Raw genomic sequence first — 22,959 nt, forward strand, 5'->3', positions numbered from 1 at the left:
CTGCCGCAAGCTGCGATCTTTTGATCTTCGACCTAAATCCGGCCCACTGGCGCATAAGGCGCCGGATCGATAACCGGTTCACGGCCGAGCATCACGTCGGCGAACAGTTGGCAGGAGGCTGGCGCCAACACCAGGCCATTGCGGTAATGCCCGCAATTGAGCCACAACCCGGCAAATCCGGGCACCGCGCCAATATACGGAATGCCTTCCGGCGAACCCGGCCGTAGCCCCGCCCAATGCCCCACCACCTCGGCCTGCGCCAGCGCCGGAATCAGTTCGACCGCCGAAGCCTTGAGGCTTTCCAGCGCCGACTCAGTCGGCGTCTTGTCGAACCCTTCGTGCTCCAGCGTGCTACCGATCAGGATGTGCCCGTCGCGGCGCGGAATGGCGTAACGGCCCTTGGCCAGAACCATGCTCGGCAGGAAGTCCGATGCGCATTTGTAGAGGATCATCTGCCCCTTGACCGGCTCCACCGGCAACGTCAGGCCCAGGGTTTTCAGCAAGTCACCGCTCCAGGCACCGGCCGTCAACACCACCTGATCGCCATGGATCGGGCCTTTTGAAGTTTCCACACCCACCACCGCATCGCCTTCACGAATGAACGCGCTAACCTCGCACTGTTCATGAATAGTCACGTTGGGCAGCGCCAGCAATGCCGCCTTGAGGGATTTCACCAGTCGCGGGTTGCGCACATTAGCCACATCGGCCATGTAGATCGCCCGCGAGAACCCCGGCCCCAACACCGGCACGGCATCGTGAGCGGTCGAGATATCCACTTGGCTCAGCGGACGGTTTTCCCGCTTGGCCCAGGCCAGCGCCTCGGCCTCGTCATCCAGATCCAGCCAATACAGACCCGTGGTATGAACCTCGGGATCGACTCCGGTGGCCGCGAACAAACGTTCGGCCAGTTGTGGATAAAAGTCCTGGGACCAGTGAGCCAATGCGGTGACCGCCGGGCTGTAGCGCCACGGGTACAGCGGCGAAACAATGCCGCCGCCGGCCCAGGACGATTCCTGGCCAACGTTCGAGCGATCCAGCAGAACCACGCTCTGCACGTGCGACGCCAGATTAAACGCGGTCAGCAGGCCGATCACCCCGCCGCCGACAATCACCACTTGCTGTTGTTTGGCCATCATCTGATCCAACAATAAAAAAGACAGAGGGCGCAAATCGCGCCCGAAGAAAGTTACTCAGCGACCCCAGCAATCTTTGGTGGTCAACCCGGTCGTCGCATTGTTCATGCCTCTGACGCCGGTGTTGGTGAGGGTGAAATCCCCGCATTTGTCACTGGCCATGGTTGACCCGGCTTTACGCGTGGCGGTCAGCAGGAAGGTCTGATCAGTCAGCGTCGGGGTGAGGGTGTAGTAGTCGTTGCCGGCACTCAGCCCCGTAGCGTTGGTGTACACATTGTTCTTCGAATAGAACCGCTCAAGGTTTTGCGCCTGCTCGGACAGCAGTCCGGCGATTTCGGTGCGATGGCTTTTCTTCACGTACTCGGTCAGGAGCGGAGCGGAAATAGTCACCAAAATCCCGATGATCGCGATCACGATCATGATTTCGATCAGGGTAAAACCTTGGTTGGATCTGCGCATTGCCTCAACTCTCACTTACTGTATTTGTCGCCACATGATTCGACGACTGCCGCCGCCGGATTTTTCAACCAGGGTGGTGATGCCGCCACTGGAGTCGTTCACGATTTTGCGGGCTGCACTGTTGACGATCGCGTTCAATGTCGGGATACCACCGGTAAAAATCACCCCGCTGGAGATCGTGTCGTTACTGTCGACCAGGGCATCGCCATTGGTGTCGAGCACCGCATAGTTGAGCATCTTACCGCTGAACGCATCGAGTTCGACCAGTTTGCCAGTGCCAAAACTTGAACACGGGTCCGTGGTATCGACGCCGGCCGTGGTAAACACAATCCGTCCGAGCACCAGAGCGGCCTGGTTGATCACCCGCTCACCGGTCAGGACACTGTTGTACACCAGCGGCAAGTACCAACCGTTCTGCGCAGGATAGGTCACGGGGTTCTGCGAGGTGGTGATGAACTGCCCCCCAGCGGTTCCCGTGAACACGCCCGTGACGGCCTGCGCCTGCAAGCTCGACACAGTGATCTGCCCCGAGCCGCCATCGGCATCCCACACCCCATAGAACGCTTGCAGATCCTTACTGAGCTTGTCAGCGGTCTCGTCGAATTTCCCTGTGCCGAAAAACACTTCTTTGCCATTAATGGGATGGTCCGCCAGCAACGGCTGTGCAGTGATCGGCTGAGTCGCACCACCCGGCGTGGTAAACAGTGGCTTGCCGGAAAAGGCCACGCCCCAACTGGTGGGATTCGAACTGCTCAAATCGAACTTCCACAATCGCCCTTTCAAATCGCCGCCATAGGCCGCCTGAACAATACTTTGCGAGTCGACCTTGAGCTTGACCGAAGACAGACCATTGGTGGTTTCGGTGCTGTCGATGACGATTTTCCTGATCAGCGAACCGTCGCGAATATCCACCACGTACAACGCGGCAACGCCCGAGTTGCTGCCATAGCCGTTGGAGATGAAGGCCGCCCAACGACCATCGGCCAAGCGTGCCACTTCCGGCCGCGCATAGGCATAACCCAGATCATTGAAAGCGTTCGCGGTGTTGGCGGTGGCAGGCGCGCTGATTTCCCACAAGGCATTGGTCACGTTTCCCACCGACGCATCGAAAAGCTGCACGGCGTAAAAAGTCTTGCCGCCCGCCCCCACCCCGCCCAAGGCCAGGGTTTTCCAGGCGCTGTTGAGCTGCGCATCGAACACACCAACCTGACCATCGTTGAGAAACTTGTGGCTGGAGCCATTGATATAACCGGTGTCGGCGATGAAGTGCAGCGATGGCAGTACGCTGGAGGGCATGTAGGCGTAACGCCGCGCGCCGTTGCCGGCGTTGATGACATTCACGAAGCCGTCGTTGGCATTCACCACCAGGCTGGTGTTCATGTTCGCGGCCTTGCTGGTCAGGAACGTGCTGTAACTGGTGCTGCCGGCCAGGTCAGAAGCAGTTTTATCGGTGGGTGATGCCAGCGCCAACGGCGAGTTGATGATATCCCCGAGCAGCACGCTGCGGGCCTTCAAGCCGGTTTTGTTGGTGCCCTTGCTCCACTCCACCAGATCGCTGCCGCTGATACCGGTCGGCAGGCTCTGGCTGAGACTGGTTTGCTGGGTGCTGGAGAAGTTGCCATAGGCCAGGGTGACCGCGGCGTTGGTTGCAGTGTTCCAGGACTGATAGGTCGGTGCCGTCGCACCGGGGACGATGGCTGTGTCGGTGGTCCACAGCACCGAGGTGGTGTCCACGGCTCCGCTTGAGGTGAAGCCATAGGCTTTGATCGTGCCGCGCCAGTCCTTGGGGTCGTAGCTGGTCTGAAAATAACTGGAGCCACTGGTCACCGTGTTGCTGCTGGCGACGCCGCTGCCACCCGAGCCGGCCTTGGTGGAGATGTCGCTCAAGGCTGCCGATAACGCAGTGTTGAGGCTGGCGCTGTCGGTTGCCTGATAGTACTTGCCCTGCCCGTAACGGGCGGCATCCGCCAACATCTGATTGGCGGTGGTAAAACCCACGGTGTAGGTGTTCAGGTTCTGCTTGGGGAAGTCTGGTGAACTCCAGCTTTTGCCCGCCAGATCCGTGCCGGTGGAGCGCATGTCGATGTCGAAGGCGAATTTGGCGATATCGTCCAGGTACAGGGTGTCACCCTCGTCATCACCGTGCAGGTCGTTACCGTCATTGTTGATCCCGTCCCAGTTGGGCAGTTGGGTGCCGCCGAGTGGATCGTCGTTCGGGAAAGTATGGTCGTAGGTCGGCAGACCATCGGTGATGACCACCCCGTAGTTCTTCTGGCAGCGGTACTGGATCGGGCTGGTGTAGATGGCTGGCCCTGAGTTGTAGTACGGCGTCATGCCGCGAAAATAGCGGGTGATTTCGTAGTAGGTTTCCGCCAGCGGTGTATTGGATATCGCCGTCAGGGCGCTGATGGCAGAGATCAGCGCGTTGTAGTTGGCGTCCGCCTGGGCTTGGGTCACGTTGCCACTGACCACCGTCAGATCACTGATCGCGTTGACGATGTAACCGCCATTACCCGCATTGTTGTTGCCGATACCATTGCCATTGCCGTTGCCATTGTTGCCATCGCTGTTGCCATGGGTGGTCGGCGAATTAAAGGTTGCCAGACCGAAACGCAGCCCACGATTGCTGGTGATCAGCGCGGTGGCTACGTTGCGCGCCACGTTGATTCGGTAGTCATTGGGTATCGAGCCATCGGTGAAGTCGCGATTGCTGCCATTGGCCAGGCTCACCAGGTAGGAGATGTAGTTATCGGAATAACGGGTGTTGCCGCTGCCCACCGGGTCAGGGAGCTTGAGGCACAACGGCGTCAGGCTGTTTTTGTAGAACGCGTAGTAACCGCTGGAACATCCCGACTGGGGCAAACTGGACAGCAGGATCGGATCGCCAACGATAGCGGAGCCACTCAAACACAAGCCCAAGAGCGCGTTACATTGCTGGGCCGGAGTTCGTGAGACGGTCGGGTCAAACCCCGGGGCATAGATGATGCTGTTCATGCTCCCCGAGTCATCGATCAGCAGCAACACGTTCGGCGCGACTGCCGATGCGCCGAGCAGCGGTGAATCCGATGGCGTGAAGGCATACGCCGGAACGGCCAGATAAAGACCCAGCAGCCAGCCGCAGACTAACTGCGTCAACCAACGGCATAGCTCCCGACGACGAGCCTCAGTATTTCGCATAGATGCTCTCCACCACACTGCGCGAGGTACCCGCCACCCCGACGGCGGTGACCCGATAGAGCGTCGCCGAGGTGTTGCTCGGGACATTCACGGCGCTCAGTGTGGTGCCGATGTTCTGTACACCATAAAAGCCGCTGCCGGCAGCGATCCAGGTCACCCCGGAGGTCGAATTGAACCCGGCAGCCGTGATCACCGAAGACTCCGCCGGCGGTGCACACTGAGTGGTATTGGCGCACGCCGCCAGGGTGTATGCACTCAACTGCACGGCGCTTTCACCGATACGCAACGCCGCTTCTGCGCCCTGGAAAGACTGATTGCGCAGTGTCACGCTGCCGGCCATTTTTTCCTGGAGCGTGGCGTTCTGCATCGAAGAAATGCCGATCAGCGTCAACAGCAGCAGAAACACCAGGCTCATCAGCAGCGCCATGCCGCGCTGAGCGTGTGCCTTGAGAGGAGAACGAATCATCGGCATCGCCTCTACATCAACCGGTTGCGCAAGGCGGCAACCACGTTGAAGGTCTGATTGCGCACGCGGTTGTTGGGATCCGTCAGGGTCAAGGTCAGGCGCACACTGCGGATTCGCGTCGGGTCGGTCGGGTTGCTGCTGTAACTCGATGCGGCAACGTCGGTGGCACTGGTGGCCATGCCGAAGGTCACGTTGAAAGCACTGACGTTGTTCACCAGTACCGCCGATGCGCCGCCGGTGCCCGTGGTCATCAGGATCTGGCCGTTGCTAAAGCTGTAGGCCAGCCGCCGGATCGGAAACGCCAATTGCCCGGCTGTCGGTGTGTGCGCCCCGGTGTAGGCCGTTGCGCTGGTTCGGCAGTCAGACACCACGGTCCAGGTGGGCCCGCCGCCGTTGCCGCCGACATCCGAAGTCACCAGGGTCAATTTGAGCGCGGTGTTATCCCAGCTGATCGGGGTGATCTGGTTGGCGTTGAAGTCACCGGCCGAGCTCGCATCGGTAATCGTCCCCAGGCAACCGAACATGCCGACCATGCGGATTTCCTGAATCATCTTGCTCAGGACAAAACGCGCATCCTCCTGCATCCCGGCAGAGGTGTTCTGGCTGACGTAAGTGCTTTTCGCCGAGATGAAAATTTGCGCGACGCCGAGCACCACGATCAGGCTGATCGCCAGGGCGATCATCAGTTCGATCAGGCCAAAACCTCGGGATGAACGGTTCATGGCGTCACCGGATCAACGGTGGCGCGACTGCTCAGGACAAAACTGCGAGTCGAAGTAGCAGCGGCGGCACGCGAGTCATCCCAGGTGATGGTGATGGTATACACCCGCTGATTCAGGGTAATGCTGCCCGTGGCGGTCGGGCCGCCGAAGCTGGTGATATTGGTGGTGAAGTCATACAGATCCTGATCCCGAGTGACATTCAAATTACCCGAGGTCGGCGGCGTGACGGTGTAGTCGGCTGCAGAATTGGCGCGAATCCGGTCCATCATGTCATAGGCGATAAAGCTCGCCTGGCTGCTCATCAGCGAGCTGTCGGTGTATTTCAGCGCATTGAGCTGAATCGCCGCTGCCCCCAGCAGCCCTACCCCCAGAATCAACAACGCAACCAACACTTCGATCAGTGTCATGCCGTCCTGTGCACGCGATCCCGATCCCGTCATCCGCAGCTTCCACCCAAGACAATCCTTCCGTTCAAACATACGCTGAGCGTCCGGCTCTGCGCCCCTAATACGTAATTGATCAGCACCGCCGTGGCCGGCGCCGACAACCCGCCGAGGTTGTTGAAATCGATGCTGGTCACTCCAGAGGTTAGCGTCAGAGTGGCGCCGCTGCTCATCGCCGGAACAACCCGCAATACATTCGCCGGTGTGCCGGTGCTGTCGTACACCGTCAACTCCCCGGTCCAGACGCTACCGCCGGCAGTTGGCCGGATCCTTGTGGTGATACCACGGTCGATCGCCTCCAGCCGGGCGTAATTGAGTCCTCGCTGCAAATCACTGATCTCGGTGTCGGCCTTGGCGTTTTGCACTGAGCGGGTAAACGCCGGCACCGCCAGGGTGATCAGGATTACCAGCACCGCGAGGGTCACTAGCAACTCGATCAACGTGAAACCTTTTGTACGATGATTCATCGCTGCCCTCCGCTGCCAACGACTACACCTAGCTGTATCAAGCTAGAACATTCAACCGGGGGCCGTCGGGTTGTTTTGACACTCATTGCACAAGCCAGCACCCTCTCCAGGGAAGGAGACGTCATGCATCAGAAGGGTTTCGGTCTGATCGAACTGCTTATCGGACTGGCAATTGCGGCGATCGTTCTGCAACTGGCGAGTCCGCTGCTCAGCGAGTACACACAATCGGTGCACCGCGAGAACGCAGCGCAAACGCTCGCCAGTGGCATGCGCAATGCCCGCACCGAGGCAATCCTGCGTAATCAGACCATCGTCATCCACGCGTTGAATGACGATTGGGGCCAGGGCTGGCGAATCATTCTGGACATCAATGGCGAGGGTCATCAGGACAGCAGCAACCCGCTGCTGATCGAACGTCAGGCAGACGCACGGGTGCCGATCGTGGGTAATCGGCCAGTGAAGAGTTTTGTACGGTTCAGCAGCCTCGGCGAGCCGCTGTTGCCCAGCGGCGCGTTTCAGGCCGGGACGTTGCACATCTGCGCGGGCCGCGAGCCGGTCAGCCATCACCAGGTGGTGCTGTCCCGAAGCGGCCGCGTCAGCCTGCGCAGCGACAAGGCCGAGCAGGCCTTGTGCGCGGGAGGTGAAGAATCAGAGCAGGGAGCGAACGCGTAGCTCTTTGGGCATGGAGAAGGTGACGTTCTCCTCGCGACCGGCCAGTTCATCGGCACCGGTAGCGCCCCAGGCCTGCAGTTGCTCGATCACGCCACGAACCAGCACTTCCGGTGCCGAAGCCCCGGCGGTGATGCCGATCCGCTCGACGCCATCGAACCAGCTGCGCTGCATGTCTTCGGCGCCGTCGATCAGGTACGCCGGGGTGGACATGCGCTCGGCCAACTCACGCAAGCGGTTGGAGTTGGAGCTGTTCGGGCTGCCGACCACCAGCACCACGTCGCATTCGTCAGCCAGTTGCTTGACCGCGTCCTGACGGTTCTGTGTGGCGTAGCAGATGTCGTCCTTGCGCGGGCCGCCAATGGCCGGAAAACGCGTGCGCAAGGCATCGATCACACGGCTGGTGTCGTCCATCGACAAGGTGGTCTGAGTCACGAAGGCGAGTTTTTCAGGGTCGCGTACGTTCAGCGCGGCGACATCTTTTTCGTCTTCGACGAGGTAGATCGCACCACCATTGCTGGCGTCGTACTGCCCCATCGTGCCTTCGACTTCCGGGTGACCGGCATGGCCGATCAGAATGCATTCACGACCGTCGCGACTGTAGCGCGCCACCTCGATGTGCACTTTGGTCACCAACGGGCAGGTCGCATCGAATACCTTCAGGCCACGGCCTGCGGCTTCAGTACGAACGGCCTGGGAAACCCCGTGGGCACTGAAGATCACGATGACGTCGTCCGGCACCTGATCCAGCTCTTCGACAAAGATCGCCCCGCGTGCGCGCAGGTCTTCAACGACGAATTTGTTGTGGACCACTTCGTGGCGCACATAGATCGGCGGCCCGAAGACTTCCAGGGCGCGGTTGACGATTTCGATCGCCCGGTCCACACCGGCGCAGAAGCCACGGGGGTTGGCGAGTTTGATTTGCATGCTGTGCCTCGTGTCTTGCGCGCAAGAAATAGTAATGCCTGCCTGTCATTCGAACACCAGGCTCGAAAACAGTGAAAACTTACTGTGGGAGCGAGCTTGCTCGCGATGAGCGCCTCACATCCAACATTGATGTTGAATGGTACTCAGCCATCGCGAGCAAGCTCGCTCCCACAGTTGATCCCATTGGATCAGTTACAGCGCTTTGACGTTGATGATTTCTACGTCAAAGGTCAATGTCTTGCCAGCCAGCGGGTGGTTGAAATCGATGGTCACCTGAGCATCATCGAAAGCTTTGACCACACCGGGCAGCTCAGTATTCGCCGCATCGTTGAAGATCACCAGCAGGCCTTCGGACAGTTCCATATCCTGGAACTGCGAACGCGGGATGATCTGCACGTTTTGCGGGTTGGGCTGGCCGAAAGCGTTTTCTGGCGCGATGCTCAGATTACGCTTGTCGCCCGCCTTGAAGCCAAACAGCGCGGCTTCGAAACCTGGCAGCAGGTTACCGTCGCCGACCTTGAAGGTCGCCGGGGCTTTGTCGAAGGTGCTGTCGACGGTGTCGCCGTTCTCCAGGCGCAATGCAAAGTGCAAGGTGACTTCCGTGTTCTGGCCGATGCGTTGCTCAGCCAATACCTGTTCAGTCATGAACGGCTTCTCCGGTCTTCTTACTTTTGAACATATCCAGCGCGAGCATCACAGCCCCGACGCTGATGGCGCTGTCGGCAAAGTTGAACGCCGGGAAATACCAGCGGTTCTGCCAATGCACCAGAATGAAATCGATCACATGGCCCAGGGCAATGCGGTCGTACAGGTTGCCCAGCGCGCCGCCGAGCACCAGTGCCAGCGCAATCGCCAGCCAAGTGTCGTTGCGCCCCAGACGCTTGAGCCAGACCACCAGCACGGCACTGACCACGACCGCGATCAGGGCAAACAACCAGCGTTGCCAGCCGGAGCTGTCAGCCAGGAAGCTGAAGGCCGCGCCCGTGTTGTAAGCCAGGGTCCAGCTGAAGTAATCGGGGATCACCACGATTTGCTGGTACATCGTCAGCGAGCTTTCGAAGTGGAACTTGCTGGCCTGGTCGATGACCAGAACCAGCACGCTCAACCAGAGCCAGCTCAGCCGTCCGAAACGGCTAGCAGCATTAGGCATAGTGACGAACCTCGCCGGCACCGCTGATGTTGTCGACGCAACGACCGCAGATTTCCGGATGCTCAGGGTTCACGCCGACGTCTTCACGGCAGTGCCAGCAACGGGCGCACTTGGCGAAGCTCGACTTGACCACTTTGAGTTTCAGACCGCTGACTTCGGTTTCCACTGCGTCGGCCGGCGCTTGCACGAACGGTGCAATGCTCGCTGTCGAGGTGATCAACACGAAGCGCAGTTCGTTGCTCAGCTTGGCCAGGTCGGCGCTCAGCGCCTCTTCGGCAAACAGTGTCACTTCGGCTTGCAGGTTACCGCCCACGGCCTTGGCCGCGCGCTGGATTTCCATTTCCTTGTTGACCGCGACCTTGACCGCCATGATCCGCTCCCAGTAGGCGCGGTCCAGTTCGAAGCCTTCCGGCAACTCGCTGAGGCCTTCGTACCAGGTGTTGAGCATGACCGATTCGTTGCGCTCGCCCGGCAGGTACTGCCACAGCTCATCAGCGGTGAAGGCGAGGATCGGCGCGATCCAGCGCACCAGCGCTTCGGAGATGTGGAACAACGCGGTTTGCGCCGAACGGCGGGCCTTGCTGTTGGCGCCAGTGGTGTACTGACGATCCTTGATGATGTCGAGGTAGAAACCACCCAGCTCCTGCACGCAGAAGTTGTGGATCTTGGAGTAGACGTTCCAGAAACGGTATTCGCCGTAGTGCTCTTGCAGCTCGCGTTGCAGCAGCAAGGTACGGTCCACGGCCCAACGATCCAGCGCGAGCATTTCTTCTGCCGGCAGGATATCGGTGGCCGGGTTGAAACCGGTCAGGTTGGAAAGCAGGAAGCGCGCGGTGTTACGGATCCGCCGGTAGGCGTCCGCACTGCGTTGCAGGATCTGATCGGAAACTGCCATTTCACCCGAGTAATCGGTCGAAGCCACCCACAGACGCATGATGTCGGCGCCCAGGGTGTCGTTGACTTTCTGCGGCGCGATCACGTTGCCCAGGGACTTGGACATTTTGCGGCCGGCTTCGTCGACGGTGAAACCGTGGGTCAGCAGTTCGCGGTACGGCGCGTGGTTGTCGATGGCGCAACCGGTCAACAGCGACGAGTGGAACCAGCCGCGGTGTTGGTCGGAACCTTCCAGGTACAGGTCGGCACGCGGACCGTTGTCGTGGCCCATCGGATGCGAACCGCGCAGGACGTGCCAGTGCGTGGTGCCCGAATCGAACCAGACGTCAAGGGTGTCGCTGATCTTGTCGTACTGCGGCGCTTCGTCACCGAGCAGCTCGACCGCGTCCATCTTGAACCAGGCTTCGATGCCTTCGACTTCGACGCGTTTGGCAACCTCTTCCATCAGCTCAACGGTGCGTGGGTGCAGCTCGCCGCTTTCCTTGTGCAGGAAGAACGGGATTGGCACGCCCCAGTTGCGCTGACGGGAGATGCACCAGTCCGGACGGTTGGCGATCATCGAATGCAGGCGCGCCTGGCCCCAGGCCGGTACGAATTTGGTGTCTTCGATGGCTTTGATCGCGCGTTTGCGCAAGGTGTCGCCAGTCGTCGGCTGTTTGTCCATGCCAATGAACCACTGCGCAGTAGCGCGGTAGATCAGCGGGGTCTTGTGACGCCAGCAGTGCATGTAGCTGTGCTCAATGACGGTGGTGTGCAACAGCGCACCGACTTCCGTCAGCTTGTCGACGATGGCCGGATTCGCCTTCCAGATGAACTGGCCGCCGAAGAACTCCAGCGATGGCACGTAAACACCGTTGCTTTGCACCGGGTTCAGGATATCGTCGTTGACCATGCCGTAAGCTTTGCAGGTCACGAAGTCGTCTACACCGTAGGCTGGCGAGGAGTGAACCACGCCGGTGCCAGCGCCCAGTTCAACGTACTCGGCCAGGTAAACCGGCGACAGGCGATCGTAGAACGGGTGACGGAAGTTGATCAGTTCCAGCGCCGCGCCAGTGGCGGTGGCGATGACCGAACCTTCAAGGTTGTAGCGAGCCAGGCACGACTCGACCAGCTCTTCAGCCAGTACCAGCAGTTTGTCGCCGACATCGACCAGGGCGTAGTTGAACTCTGGGTGAACGTTCAGCGCCTGGTTGGCCGGGATGGTCCACGGGGTGGTGGTCCAGATCACGATCGAAGCCGGTTTGCCCAACGACGGCAGGCCGAAGGCGGCAGCCAGTTTGGCTTCGTCGGCGATCGGGAACGCCACGTCGATGGTCGAGGACTTTTTGTTCTCGTATTCAACTTCAGCTTCAGCCAGGGCCGAACCGCAGTCGAAGCACCAGTTCACAGGCTTGAGGCCTTTGAACACGAAACCACCCTTGACGATTTCGGCCAAGGCACGGATTTCACCGGCCTCGTTCTTGAAATCCATGGTCTTGTACGGGTTGGCGAAGTCGCCAAGCACGCCCAGACGGACGAACTCGGACTTCTGGCCTTCGATCTGCTCGGTGGCATAGGCACGGCACAGCTCGCGGGTTTTATCCGCGGTGAGGTTCTTGCCGTGGGTCACTTCGACTTTGTGCTCGATCGGCAGACCGTGACAGTCCCAGCCCGGAACATAAGGCGCGTCGAAACCCGAAAGGGTTTTCGAGCGGATGATCATGTCCTTGAGAATCTTGTTGAGCGCATGACCGATATGAATGGTGCCGTTGGCGTACGGAGGACCGTCGTGCAGAACGAACTTCGGACGATCCTTACCAATCTCACGCAACTTCTGGTACAGGCCAATGCTGTCCCAGCGCTGCAGAATCTGCGGTTCGCGCTGAGGCAGGCCGGCCTTCATTGGGAAGGCGGTGTCCGGAAGGTTTAGCGTGGCTTTATAGTCGGTCATTTAAGGCTCTTCATTAGCGATTGGCGCTAGGTGCGGCTAGGGCACGGGCGGCGGCGACATCCGCATTGATCGCCGTCTTAAGCGCCTCCAGAGAGGCGAAACGCTGCTCTTCGCGCAGCTTATGGTGGAAAACCACCGTCAAACGCCGGTCATACAGATCGCCGGCAAAATCTAGAATATGGACTTCAAGGTGGGCTTTGCCATCACCTTCAACCGTTGGCCGCACGCCAATATTGGCGACGCCTGGCCAGGTCTTGCCGTCGACTTCGACGCTCACCAGGTAAACCCCGGTCAGCGGTACACGACGACGCTTGAGTTGCACGTTGGCTGTTGGCGTACCCAATTGGCGCGCCAGCTTCTGCCCGTGCAGGACCCGTCCGGCAATCCGGAACGGATGACCGAGCAATCGCTCGGCCATGGCAAAATCAGCCGCGGCCAGGGCGTTACGCACCTGGGTGCTGCTGACACGCAACCCGTCCAGTTCAACGGTCTGGGCCGCTTCGACGGTGAACCCCTGAACTGTTCCGGCTTGTTGCAGGAAATCGAAATCCCCTACCCGATCACAGCCGAAACGGAAGTCGTCACCGACCTCCAGATGCTGCACGCCCAGCCCATCGACCAGAATCGTGTCGACGAACTCGGCGGCGCTGAGCTTGCTCAAGCGCTGATTGAATGCCAGGCACAGAACCCGGTCGACACCTGCGTCGGCCAGCAGCTGCAGCTTGTCGCGCAAGCGCGCCAGACGGGCCGGAGCCGTGTCCGGGGCGAAAAATTCACGCGGCTGTGGCTCGAAAATCACCACGCAGCTGGGTACACCCAACTCGAGCGCACGCTCACGCAGCCGGGCCAGGATAGCCTGGTGACCACGGTGAACACCGTCAAAGTTGCCAATAGTGGCGACACAGCCCCGATGCTGGGGGCGCAGATTGTGGAGGCCTCGAACCAGCTGCATAACGCGCTTCTTGCTCATAAAGTGGTCGATTATAACCACACCCGGCGGCCGACGACAGGCAACACCGTAACCCAAAGTGATCGAGCCGACAAAACCGACGCCCGACCCGTGATTATTGTCAGTCCAGCGCCTTGCGATTGAAGTCCCGCAGACGGAAGCCCATCAACGCCAGCATACCGAAATATGCCACCACACCGGCGCCTACCAAAGCCCCCAGACGCAGCAAGCGTTCCAGCATGTGCCCTTCGCCCCAGGCCGGCATGAAATGCATCAATCCCAGCAACACCGCGGACATCACCGTCACCGCGACCACCAGCTTGAGCCCGAACCGGCCCCAGCCTGGCTGCGGCTGATACATCTTCTGCTTGCGCAACTGATAGAACAACAGACCGGCATTGAGGCACGCGCCAGCACTGATAGCCAGCGCCAGACCGGCGTGTTTCAACGGGCCGATCAAGGCCAGGTTGAAAAGCTGAGTGACGACCAGCGTGAAAATCGCGATTTTTACCGGCGTGCGAATGTTTTGTTGCGCATAAAAGCCCGGCGCCAGCACTTTAATCACGATAATCCCGAGAAGACCGACCGAGTAGGCAACCAGTGCACGCTGAGTCATCGAAGCATCAAACGCGCTGAACTGACCATACTGGAACAGCGAAACGGTCAGCGGCTCCGCCAGAATCCCCAGCGCCAGCGAACACGGCAGCACCAGCACAAAGCACAGGCGCAGGCCCCAATCGAGAATTCGCGAGTACTCGTGACGATCCTTGCTGGCGTAGGTCTTGGCCAGTGTCGGCAGCAGAATCGTCCCCAGCGCCACACCTAGAACACCGGATGGCAACTCCATCAGGCGGTCGGCGTAATACATCCAGGACACCGAGCCAGCCACCAGGAACGAAGCAAAAATGGTGTTGATGATCAGCGAAATCTGGCTGACCGAGACCCCGAGGATCGCCGGCAGCATCTGTGTCATCACACGCCAGACACCGGTATCGCGCAGATTCAGGCGCGGCAGCACCAGCATGCCGATTTTTTTCAGGTGCGGCAGTTGATAGAGCAATTGCGCCAGGCCACCGGCCAGCACCGCCCAGCCCAGAGCCATTACGGGCGGATCGAAGTACGGTGTCAGGAACACCGCGAAGATGATCATGCTGACATTGAGCAGGGTCGGCACGAACGCCGGCACCGAAAAACGGTTCCAGGTATTGAGGATCGCCCCGGCCAGCGAGGACAGCGAGATCAGTAATATATAAGGAAAGGTCACTCGCAAGAGGCTGGAGGTCAGCTGGAATTTTTCCGGCGTATTGGTAAAGCCCGGGGCCGTGACCCAGATCACCCAGGGCGCCGCGATCATTCCGAGAATCGTCACCAGCGCCAGTACCAGCGTCAGCAAGCCCGAAACATAAGCAATGAAGGTTCGTGTCGCCTCCTCGCCCTGCTGACTTTTGTATTCCGCCAGAATCGGTACGAAGGCCTGGGAAAACGCCCCTTCGGCGAAGATCCGCCGCAACAGGTTGGGCAGTTTGAAGGCAATAAAGAAGGCGTCTGTGGCCATCCCGGCGCCAAATATGCGTGCGATGAGCGTGTCACGGACGAACCCCAGAACCCGGGAAAGCATCGTGATAGAGCTGACGGCGGCCAACGATTTAAGCAGGTTCATTGAAGAGTTTTTGCCTGTCGATAAACAGCAGGCGAACAAACCGCCCACTTATGCGATACTCCGCGCCGCAACAGCACAGAGCCAAAGCTCGCGAGTTTACAGGTCGCACGCCGGAAAGAAATATCCCGTCGCTCTCACCTACCACTTAGCGGAACGTCTCAACCGCCCTTGACAAGACTTCAACTCATCGGCATGATTCGCGGCCTATTTTGTTTGCTATTTCCTAAAAAGTCTTTCGAGGAGCTCGACGGTGGCCAACACACCTTCCGCCAAAAAACGTGCAAAACAGGCTGAGAAGCGTCGCAGCCACAACGCCAGCCTGCGTTCCATGGTTCGTACCTACATCAAGAATGTAGTTAAAGCCATCGACGCAAAAGACGCTGAAAAAGCGCAAGCTGCTTACGTTCTGGCCGTGCCAGTTATCGACCGTATGGCCGATAAAGGCATCATCCACAAGAACAAAGCTGCTCGCCACAAGAGCCGCCTGAATGGCCACGTCAAGGCTCTGAACGTTGCCGCTGCTGCCTAAGCGACACGCTCATTAAAAAACCGACCCTAGGGTCGGTTTTTTATTGCCTGCGATTTGGCGAGCGCATACCCAAAACCAATGTGGGAGCGAGCTTGCTCGCGATGAGGCCATAACATTCAACATCATTGCTGACTGCTACACCGCTATCGCGAGCAAGCTCGCTCCCACATTTCAATCCTCGTTAGATTACTGATTGTGCGTCCACGGCAAAATCGGAATCGCGGTCACCGCATTCTGCGGGCTGCCTTCGATCAGGCGGTCGCTGTAGACCAGGTACACCAGGGTATTGCGCTTCTTGTCGAGGAAACGCACCACCTGCATGGTCTTGAACACCAGGGACGTGCGCTCCTTGAACACCTCCTCGCCATCCTTGAGCTCGCCCTTGAAGCTGATCGGCCCGACCTGGCGACAAGCGATGGACGCTTCCGCCCGATCCTCGGCCAACCCCAGACCGCCCTTCACGCCGCCCGTCTTGGCTCGCGACAGGTAGCAGGTCACGCCATCGACCTTGGGATCGTCGAAGGCCTCGACGACAATGCGGTCATTCGGTCCGACGAATTTAAATACAGTCGATACCTGACCGATTTCTTCAGCCGAAACCAGCAGCGGCATCGCCAGCAGCAACCCCAACAATCCTTTTGCCATGCGCATTCGCGTTTTCCTTAAACCAGGATCAGGTTATCGCGGTGAACCAGCTCCGGCTCCGCCATGTAACCCAACAGACCGACAATCGCCTCAGACGATTGACCGATGATTTTTTGCGCTTCAAGTGCGCTGTAGTTAGCCAGCCCACGGGCAATCTCACGACCGTCCGGCGCCACGCACACCACCATTTCACCGCGACGGAAGCTACCTTGAACCAGCTTCACACCGACCGGCAGCAGACTTTTATTGCCCTGCGACAACGCCGTGACCGCACCCTCATCCAGCACCAGCGTGCCGCGGGTCTGCAAGTGCCCGGCCAGCCATTGCTTGCGCGCCGCCAGCAGGCCGCGCTCAGGCGACAGCAAGGTGCCGATGCGCTCGCCTGCCTTCAAACGATCCAGTACACGCTCCAGACGCCCACCCACAATGATCGTGTGAGCCCCCGAACGCGCCGCCAGACGCGCCGCACGCAATTTGGTCTGCATACCGCCACGACCCAATGCACCGCCGGTGCCGCCCGCCACTGCATCCAATGCAGGATCGTCAGCGCGCGCCTCGTAAATCAGCTTGGCATCAGGGTTGTTGCGCGGATCGGCATCGAACATGCCGTCACGATCGGTGAGGATCACCAACAGATCAGCTTCGACCAGGTTGGCCACCAGCGCTGCCAGCGTGTCGTTGTCGCCAAAACGGATTTCATCGGTGACCACCGTATCGTTCTCGTTGATCACCGGAATGACCTTGAGCTCGACCAGCGCACGCAAGGTGCTGCGCGCATTGAGGTAACGCTTGCGGTCGGACAAGTCATCGTGAGTCAGGAGAATCTGCGCCGTGTGCCGGCCATGCTCGGCAAAGCTCGATTCCCAGGCCTGCACCAATCCCATCTGACCGATGGCGGCAGCCGCCTGCAACTCGTGCATCGCACTGGGTCGTGCGGTCCAGCCAAGGCGACTCATACCTGCCGCCACCGCCCCCGAGGACACCAGCACCAGCTCGACACCCGCCTCATGCAGCGCGACCATCTGCTCAACCCAGACGCCCATTGCCGCGCGATCCAGACCCTTGCCGTCAGCCGTCAGCAAAGCGCTGCCGATCTTCACGACCCAACGCTGCGCACCTGTCACCTTGCTCCGCATCATCTTCAACCTATGCCGGCGAGCGGCGCGACCCAGCGCCACCCATGCGATTATTTGTATTACTGCGTTTTGCAGATACCAAAACGCCGCTCTAAAGAGCGGCGCCTTGGAATCTGGCTTGCGGACGATGATAACACTGCGCCCGACCAGATAAACCGTCATCGCGGGCAAGCCTTGCTCCTACAGGAACGAGGTTGCCGCAGATGAATCAGTCGCGGACGTAAATGATTTCCGGACCGTCTTCGTCATCCACATCTTCTTCGTCCCAGTCATCGTCACCGATGTCATGGACCGACTTCACGCCGCTGCGGCGCAGCGCACGCTGGTCATCCAGAGCCTGCAACTGGGCGCGGGCTTCGTCTTCGATGCGCTGATCGAGATCGGCCAGCTCTTCCTTGTAGACAGGGTCGTTAGCCAGACGATCGGCACGATCTTCCAGGTAACGCATGATGTCACGCGTCAGGCGCTCGGTGCCGTCTTTGGCGATAGCCGAGATCACGTAGACCGGACCAGTCCACTCCAGACGATCAACGATTTCCTTGACCCGCTCTTCGTGCTCTTCTTCAAGGATCTGGTCGCACTTGTTCAGCACCAGCCAGCGATCACGCTCAGCCAACGACGGGCTGAACTTGGTCAGCTCGCTGACGATCACTTCGGCAGCATCCGGAGCACTGGTGTCATCCAGCGGCGCCATGTCGACGAGGTGCAGCAGCAGACGAGTACGCGACAAGTGCTTGAGGAAGCGAATCCCCAGGCCCGCGCCGTCGGAAGCGCCTTCGATCAGACCCGGAATGTCAGCGATGACAAAGCTCTTCCAGCGATCGACGCTGACCACACCGAGGTTTGGCACCAGCGTGGTGAACGGATAATCGGCAACTTTCGGCTTGGCCGCCGAAACCGAACGAATAAAGGTACTTTTGCCAGCGTTCGGCAAGCCCAGCAGACCGACGTCGGCCAACACCTTCATTTCCAGCTTGAGGTCACGCTGCTCGCCCGGCTTGCCCGGCGTAGTCTGGCGTGGCGCGCGGTTGGTACTGGACTTGAAACGGGTGTTACCCAGACCGTGCCAGCCGCCATGAGCCACCAGCAGACGCTGACCAGCCTTGGTCAGGTCACCAATGACTTCTTGCGTAGCAGAGTCGATGACGGTGGTGCCGACCGGAACCCGCAGGACCAGCTCTTCACCTTTCTTGCCGGTGCAGTCAGTGCTACCGCCGTTGGCGCCGCGCTCGGCATCGAAGTGCCGGGTGTAACGGTAGTCGACCAGGGTGTTGAGGTTTTCGTCGGCGATCATGTAGACCGAGCCGCCGTCACCACCATCACCGCCGTTAGGACCGCCGTTTTCAATAAATTTTTCCCGACGGAAACTCATGCAGCCATTGCCGCCGTCGCCAGCTTTTACTCGAATCGATACTTCATCAACAAACTTCATAACAAAACGCCTCTCGCCATACGGACGAGCCGAAAAACACTAAGACATAAGACTCTTGCAAAAATGAGCGCAGCGACCTCAATCAACGACCGCACAATCCAGCGCCGGCAGCCCATACAAACAGTTTTGCAAGAGACTCACCCCACAAACGAAAAAGCCCCGTCGCAAGACAGGGCTTTTCCAGCGATCGCGCAATTAAGCCGCGACAACGCTCACGTAACGGCGGTTGAACGCGCCTTTTACTTCAAACTTGATCACGCCTTCGATTTTCGCGAAGAGGGTGTGATCTTTACCCATGCCAACACCGTAACCGGCGTGGAATTGGGTACCGCGCTGACGCACGATGATGTTGCCCGGAATGATTTTCTGGCCGCCATACATCTTCACGCCAAGGCGTTTGGCTTCTGAGTCGCGACCGTTACGGGTACTACCACCAGCTTTTTTGTGTGCCATGAGTTCAATTCTCCTAGTGAGGAATTAGGCTGAAATTAAGCCTGAATACCGGTGATTTTGATCTCGGTGTACCACTGGCGGTGGCCCATACGCTTCATGTGGTGCTTACGACGACGGAACTTGATGATGCGGACTTTATCGTGACGACCTTGGGAGATCACTTCAGCCACAACGGTAGCGCCAGCAACAACTGGAGCACCGATATTCACGTCATCGCCATTGGCGACCAACAGAACGCGATCAAAAGTTACGGATTCGCCGGTAGCGATTTCCAGTTTCTCGATCTTCAGGTATTCACCTGGGGCGACCTTGTATTGCTTGCCACCAGTAACGATTACTGCGTACGACATGGTATTTCTCCGATAATCCTGCTCACCCAGCTCTTTATAAGAAGAGGTATTGGCTGGCATGGCTGCATGGGATGGAACGACCCAAATGCAATTGCGTAAGGCAGGTGCTGCCCAGGAAGTTCAGGGTGCGCGATTGTACGCAAGGCACGAGCACGTTGCAAGTGGCCGTCCATCGCGCCTTGACAGGCCCGGACGTGGGTCCTAGCATGCCGCGCAACCCTTCTGGAGCGACTGTCGCTGATGCAACCCCAAGCTTTCTACCGCGCGGTGGCGGACGATTTTAGCGCCGTCGACGGCATCATCAAGAAGCAGCTGACTTCCCGAGTGCCGCTGGTATCGAAAATCGGCGACTACATTACTTCGGCCGGCGGTAAACGCCTGCGCCCTTTGTTGGTGTTGCTGTGTGGCAAGGCCCTGGGTCGCGAAGGCGACGACATGCGCCTGCTGGCCGCCACCATCGAGTTCCTGCACACCGCAACCCTGCTGCATGACGACGTGGTCGACATGTCCGGCATGCGCCGTGGCCGCTCGACCGCCAACGCCATGTGGGGCAACGCCCCGAGCGTGCTGGTGGGTGACTTCCTGTACTCGCGTTCGTTCGAGATGATGGTCGAACTGGGCTCGATGCCGGTGATGAAGATTCTCTCGCAAGCCACACGGATCATTGCTGAAGGCGAAGTCCTGCAGCTGTCCAAGGTGCGCGACGCCAGCACCACCGAAGAAACCTACATGGAAGTCATCCGCGGCAAAACCGCGATGCTTTTCGAGGCTTCGACCCACAGTGCCGCGGCCCTGGCTGGCGCCACGCCAGAACAAAGCGAAGCCTTGCGCACCTTTGGCGACCACCTCGGTGTGGCCTTCCAATTGGTCGACGACCTGCTCGACTACCGTGGCGACGCTGAAACCCTGGGCAAGAACGTCGGTGACGACCTGGCTGAAGGTAAACCGACCCTGCCGCTGATCTACACCATGCGCGAAGGCACTCCGGAGCAAGCTGCCCTGGTGCGCCAAGCGATCCAGAAAGGCGGCATCGAAGACCTGGAAAGCATCCGCGCTGCCGTGGAAGCCTCGGGTTCGCTGGATTACACCGCACAACTGGCCCGCGATTACGTGGCCCGCGCGATCAAATGCCTCGAAATGCTGCCCGCCAGTGAATACCGGGATGCATTGGTCGAACTGAGCGAGTTTGCAGTCGCCCGCACGCACTAAGAGCCAACCTTTGTGGGAGCGAGCCTGCTCGCGATAGCGGACTGACAGTCGACAATTATGTTGAATGTCGGACCGTCATCGCGAGCAGGCTCGCTCCCACAGGTTTATCGTCGCTGTGCCCCCTCTCGTATAAAACCCTATACAATGTGCGCTTTTTAGCCATCCTGAATCCAAGGAGCCTTAGTGAGCACGTTGCCACCCTGCCCGAAATGCAATTCCGAATACACCTATGAAGACGGCGCCCAGCTGATCTGCCCAGAGTGCGCCCACGAGTGGTCCGCTAACGGTGAAGCCGAAGCCGCGTCCGATGACACCGTAAAAAAGGATTCGGTCGGCAATGTCCTGCAAGATGGCGACACCATCACCGTGATCAAGGACCTCAAGGTCAAGGGCACTTCGCTGGTGGTAAAAGTCGGCACCAAGGTCAAGAACATCCGCCTGTGTGATGGCGACCATGACATCGACTGCAAGATCGACGGTATCGGCCCGATGAAGCTCAAATCCGAGTTCGTCAGAAAAGTCTGAACCTGCTGTATTCCATCCCGCGCCCTGCGTGGGATGGAGCTTTACCCTCAGCTGATTCCCCCAACAATCCCGCCCAATAGCAAAACGCCAGCCGTTTTGATCTTCAGCAATTCCCGCACAGAAAACAGCAGAAACCGCCAATAGGTACTTGCTATTAATTGAATAGGAATTATTCTCATCAAACCATTCAAAAGGAGATGAGCATCATGACTTACTTGATCGATGCATGGCTGGACCGCCCACACCCTTACCTCAGGATCCTGCATCGGGAAACCGGGGAAGTTTGTGCGGTATTGGAAGAAGAAGCCTTGAATGAGCTGCAAGACCAGGGCGACCTTGACCTCAATGGCCTGAGCTCCAGCGAGCCGGTAGTGCTCAAGGAACTGGTGCGCAACCTGTTTCTGTTCTGCTACGCCCGGGCATTGCGCCCGATGAATGAACTGCACCACAAGATCGAACTATGAGACACCGCAAAAAACTGTGGGAGCGAGCCTGCTCGCGATGGCATCACCTCGGTGTCACAGGAAAACCGAGTTGACCGCATCGCGAGCAGGCTCGCTCCCACATTGGCCCGTCATAACAACAGGCCAGGTATTACAGAACGTCGAGCAGCTCGACGTCGAACACCAGAACGCTGTGCGGCGGAATGCTGCCAACGCCTTGTGCGCCGTAAGCCAGTTCGCTCGGCACATACAGGCGCCATTTGCTACCGGCGTTCATCAGTTGCAGCGCTTCAGTCCAGCCAGCGATCACGCCGCCAACCGGGAATTCTGCAGGCTGGCCACGATCGTAGGAGCTGTCGAACACAGTGCCGTCGATCAGAGTGCCGTGGTAGTGAGTACGCACTTGATCTTCACGGGTTGGCTTGGCGCCTTCACCTTGAGTCAGTACTTCGAACTGCAGGCCGGAAGCCAGAGTGGTGATGCCGTCACGCTTGGCGTTTTCAGCCAGGAATGCCAGGCCTTCGCCAGCTGCCGCTTCAGCCTTGGCAGCTGCTTCGGCTTGCATGATTTCGCGGATAACCTTGAAGCTGGCAGACATTGCTTCCTGGCCAACACGGCTTTCCTTACCGGCGAATGCGTCGGTAAGACCCGCCAGGATCGCGTCCAGGCTAACGCCCGGAGGCGGGTTGTCGCGCAGTTGGTCGCCCAGCTGACGGCCGATACCGTAGCTGACGCGGGTTTCGTCGGTGGACAGATTTACTTCGGACATGACACTGCTCCGCTGCATGGACGGCTCGGGAGGTTGCCGTGCGTACACAGCGCATCCCGGAGCGCCCGGAACCAAAAGGGCGAGCAGACTAGCACAGATGCCATTGCGGTGATCAGGGGTGTCGGTGCTATCAGGAGATGGGCACCTTCAGACTCTCTTCCACGCTGACGCCCAGACCGCACATCTCGTCGTGCACCGAGGTGTGAATCAGGTTGAATGTCAGCTTGGGGAAGGCATGAAGCACTTCACGGGCATGCTCCACCGAACGCAGGCGCAGTGTTTGCCCATGGGCGTCGTCGAGCGGATGAGCGGCGCCATGTATCCGTGCCTCCAACAGATAAATTCCGCCCTCCATCGAGATCAGGTTCAGCTCATCGACCTTCCCGGCGATGGCATAGGCGTTCAATTCTTGCAGGTTCATG

The 22,959-nt window shown here is 59.1% G+C and carries 25 protein-coding genes; 5 read left to right on the forward strand and 20 right to left on the reverse strand.

Going from position 1 to position 22,959, the window contains the following annotated elements:
* Positions 1-32: 32 nt before the first annotated feature.
* The 7 genes from thiO to AC1RKH_RS17135 are packed head-to-tail and all read right to left on the reverse strand — an operon-like array spanning position 33 to position 6,867.
* Positions 33-1,133: a glycine oxidase ThiO gene (thiO, locus tag AC1RKH_RS17105; protein ID WP_493064447.1), complete on the reverse strand. Its 1,101-nt coding sequence runs from the start codon at positions 1,131-1,133 to the stop codon at positions 33-35.
* Positions 1,134-1,190: 57 nt separating this feature from the next.
* The gene (locus AC1RKH_RS17110) at positions 1,191-1,592 is read right to left on the reverse strand and encodes a type IV pilin protein (RefSeq protein ID WP_123423605.1); all 402 of its coding nucleotides are present in this window, start codon (positions 1,590-1,592) and stop codon (positions 1,191-1,193) included.
* A gap of 15 nt (positions 1,593-1,607) precedes the next feature.
* Positions 1,608-4,769 (reverse strand): pilus assembly protein, encoded by a 3,162-nt coding sequence (locus AC1RKH_RS17115; protein WP_493064448.1) that lies wholly within the window; start codon positions 4,767-4,769, stop codon positions 1,608-1,610.
* Positions 4,756-5,241 (reverse strand): pilus assembly PilX family protein, encoded by a 486-nt coding sequence (locus AC1RKH_RS17120; protein WP_404942505.1) that lies wholly within the window; start codon positions 5,239-5,241, stop codon positions 4,756-4,758. The genes AC1RKH_RS17115 and AC1RKH_RS17120 overlap by 14 nt, the downstream gene beginning before the upstream one ends.
* Before the next feature lie 5 nt (positions 5,242-5,246).
* The gene (locus AC1RKH_RS17125; RefSeq protein WP_493064449.1) at positions 5,247-5,957 is read right to left on the reverse strand and encodes a PilW family protein; all 711 of its coding nucleotides are present in this window, start codon (positions 5,955-5,957) and stop codon (positions 5,247-5,249) included.
* Positions 5,954-6,397, reverse strand: coding sequence for a type IV pilus modification protein PilV (pilV, locus tag AC1RKH_RS17130; protein WP_493064450.1), 444 nt, complete (start codon positions 6,395-6,397; stop codon positions 5,954-5,956). Before pilV ends, AC1RKH_RS17125 begins: the two co-directional genes overlap by 4 nt.
* Entirely contained in the window at positions 6,394-6,867 is a 474-nt protein-coding gene (locus AC1RKH_RS17135) for a GspH/FimT family pseudopilin (protein ID WP_123423600.1), read from the reverse strand. Before AC1RKH_RS17135 ends, pilV begins: the two co-directional genes overlap by 4 nt.
* 123 nt (positions 6,868-6,990) lie before the next feature.
* On the opposite strand from AC1RKH_RS17135, the gene AC1RKH_RS17140 reads away from it, so the two are divergent.
* Entirely contained in the window at positions 6,991-7,539 is a 549-nt protein-coding gene (locus AC1RKH_RS17140; protein ID WP_493064451.1) for a GspH/FimT family pseudopilin, read from the forward strand.
* On the opposite strand, the gene ispH is transcribed toward AC1RKH_RS17140, so the two are convergent.
* The 6 genes from ispH to murJ all read right to left on the reverse strand — a co-directional run bounded on the left by ispH (position 7,516) and on the right by murJ (position 15,046).
* Entirely contained in the window at positions 7,516-8,463 is a 948-nt protein-coding gene (gene ispH, locus AC1RKH_RS17145; protein ID WP_493064452.1) for a 4-hydroxy-3-methylbut-2-enyl diphosphate reductase, read from the reverse strand. The genes AC1RKH_RS17140 and ispH overlap by 24 nt on opposite strands.
* 192 nt (positions 8,464-8,655) lie before the next feature.
* Complete coding sequence (gene fkpB / locus AC1RKH_RS17150) at positions 8,656-9,093, reverse strand: FKBP-type peptidyl-prolyl cis-trans isomerase (protein WP_185015279.1); 438 nt, start codon at positions 9,091-9,093, stop codon at positions 8,656-8,658.
* Between the two features lie 7 nt (positions 9,094-9,100).
* On the reverse strand, positions 9,101-9,613 hold the full coding sequence (gene lspA / locus AC1RKH_RS17155; RefSeq protein ID WP_019691622.1) for a signal peptidase II: 513 nt from the start codon (positions 9,611-9,613) through the stop codon (positions 9,101-9,103).
* Positions 9,606-12,437, reverse strand: coding sequence for an isoleucine--tRNA ligase (gene ileS, locus AC1RKH_RS17160; protein ID WP_493064453.1), 2,832 nt, complete (start codon positions 12,435-12,437; stop codon positions 9,606-9,608). Before ileS ends, lspA begins: the two co-directional genes overlap by 8 nt.
* Positions 12,438-12,450: 13 nt before the next feature.
* Positions 12,451-13,389, reverse strand: a complete 939-nt coding sequence (ribF, locus tag AC1RKH_RS17165) for a bifunctional riboflavin kinase/FAD synthetase (protein ID WP_493064454.1) — start codon at positions 13,387-13,389, stop codon at positions 12,451-12,453.
* A gap of 118 nt (positions 13,390-13,507) precedes the next feature.
* Positions 13,508-15,046 (reverse strand): murein biosynthesis integral membrane protein MurJ, encoded by a 1,539-nt coding sequence (gene murJ / locus AC1RKH_RS17170; RefSeq protein ID WP_493064455.1) that lies wholly within the window; start codon positions 15,044-15,046, stop codon positions 13,508-13,510.
* Between the two features lie 250 nt (positions 15,047-15,296).
* On the opposite strand from murJ, the gene rpsT reads away from it, so the two are divergent.
* Positions 15,297-15,575 carry a 30S ribosomal protein S20 gene (gene rpsT, locus AC1RKH_RS17175; RefSeq protein ID WP_003185593.1) on the forward strand — a complete coding sequence of 93 codons (279 nt, stop codon included), beginning with the start codon at positions 15,297-15,299 and terminating at the stop codon, positions 15,573-15,575.
* Between the two features lie 186 nt (positions 15,576-15,761).
* Here rpsT and AC1RKH_RS17180 read toward each other — a convergent pair whose 3' ends face one another.
* The 5 genes from AC1RKH_RS17180 to rplU form a co-directional block, all read right to left on the reverse strand.
* Positions 15,762-16,226 carry a CreA family protein gene (locus AC1RKH_RS17180; protein WP_493064456.1) on the reverse strand — a complete coding sequence of 155 codons (465 nt, stop codon included), beginning with the start codon at positions 16,224-16,226 and terminating at the stop codon, positions 15,762-15,764.
* 11 nt (positions 16,227-16,237) lie between these two features.
* Positions 16,238-17,356, reverse strand: coding sequence for a glutamate 5-kinase (gene proB, locus AC1RKH_RS17185; RefSeq protein WP_123423591.1), 1,119 nt, complete (start codon positions 17,354-17,356; stop codon positions 16,238-16,240).
* 208 nt (positions 17,357-17,564) lie between these two features.
* Positions 17,565-18,788, reverse strand: coding sequence for an Obg family GTPase CgtA (gene cgtA / locus AC1RKH_RS17190; RefSeq protein ID WP_123423590.1), 1,224 nt, complete (start codon positions 18,786-18,788; stop codon positions 17,565-17,567).
* Positions 18,789-18,983: 195 nt separating this feature from the next.
* Positions 18,984-19,241, reverse strand: a complete 258-nt coding sequence (gene rpmA / locus AC1RKH_RS17195) for a 50S ribosomal protein L27 (protein WP_003176049.1) — start codon at positions 19,239-19,241, stop codon at positions 18,984-18,986.
* A gap of 35 nt (positions 19,242-19,276) precedes the next feature.
* Entirely contained in the window at positions 19,277-19,591 is a 315-nt protein-coding gene (gene rplU / locus AC1RKH_RS17200) for a 50S ribosomal protein L21 (RefSeq protein WP_003176051.1), read from the reverse strand.
* A gap of 240 nt (positions 19,592-19,831) precedes the next feature.
* On the opposite strand from rplU, the gene AC1RKH_RS17205 reads away from it, so the two are divergent.
* The 3 genes from AC1RKH_RS17205 to AC1RKH_RS17215 all read left to right on the forward strand — a co-directional run bounded on the left by AC1RKH_RS17205 (position 19,832) and on the right by AC1RKH_RS17215 (position 21,789).
* Positions 19,832-20,800, forward strand: a complete 969-nt coding sequence (locus tag AC1RKH_RS17205) for a polyprenyl synthetase family protein (RefSeq protein WP_123423589.1) — start codon at positions 19,832-19,834, stop codon at positions 20,798-20,800.
* A 183-nt stretch (positions 20,801-20,983) separates the two neighbouring features.
* The gene (locus AC1RKH_RS17210) at positions 20,984-21,325 is read left to right on the forward strand and encodes a zinc ribbon domain-containing protein YjdM (RefSeq protein WP_078050159.1); all 342 of its coding nucleotides are present in this window, start codon (positions 20,984-20,986) and stop codon (positions 21,323-21,325) included.
* Positions 21,326-21,531: 206 nt separating this feature from the next.
* A complete protein-coding gene (locus AC1RKH_RS17215; RefSeq protein WP_493064457.1) occupies positions 21,532-21,789 on the forward strand; it encodes a PA4570 family protein in 258 nt (85 codons plus the stop codon).
* 130 nt (positions 21,790-21,919) lie between these two features.
* Here the strand turns inward: AC1RKH_RS17215 and bamJ are convergent, their stop codons facing one another.
* Together bamJ and AC1RKH_RS17225 are read right to left on the reverse strand one after the other, a co-directional pair.
* Positions 21,920-22,537 (reverse strand): BamJ family beta-barrel-assembly machinery protein, encoded by a 618-nt coding sequence (gene bamJ / locus AC1RKH_RS17220; RefSeq protein WP_054595509.1) that lies wholly within the window; start codon positions 22,535-22,537, stop codon positions 21,920-21,922.
* Positions 22,538-22,667: 130 nt separating this feature from the next.
* The gene (locus AC1RKH_RS17225; protein ID WP_123423586.1) at positions 22,668-22,958 is read right to left on the reverse strand and encodes a DUF6482 family protein; all 291 of its coding nucleotides are present in this window, start codon (positions 22,956-22,958) and stop codon (positions 22,668-22,670) included.
* Position 22,959 lies beyond the last annotated feature (1 nt).

The organism is Pseudomonas sp. GW822-FHT06B12, from assembly GCF_058799675.1.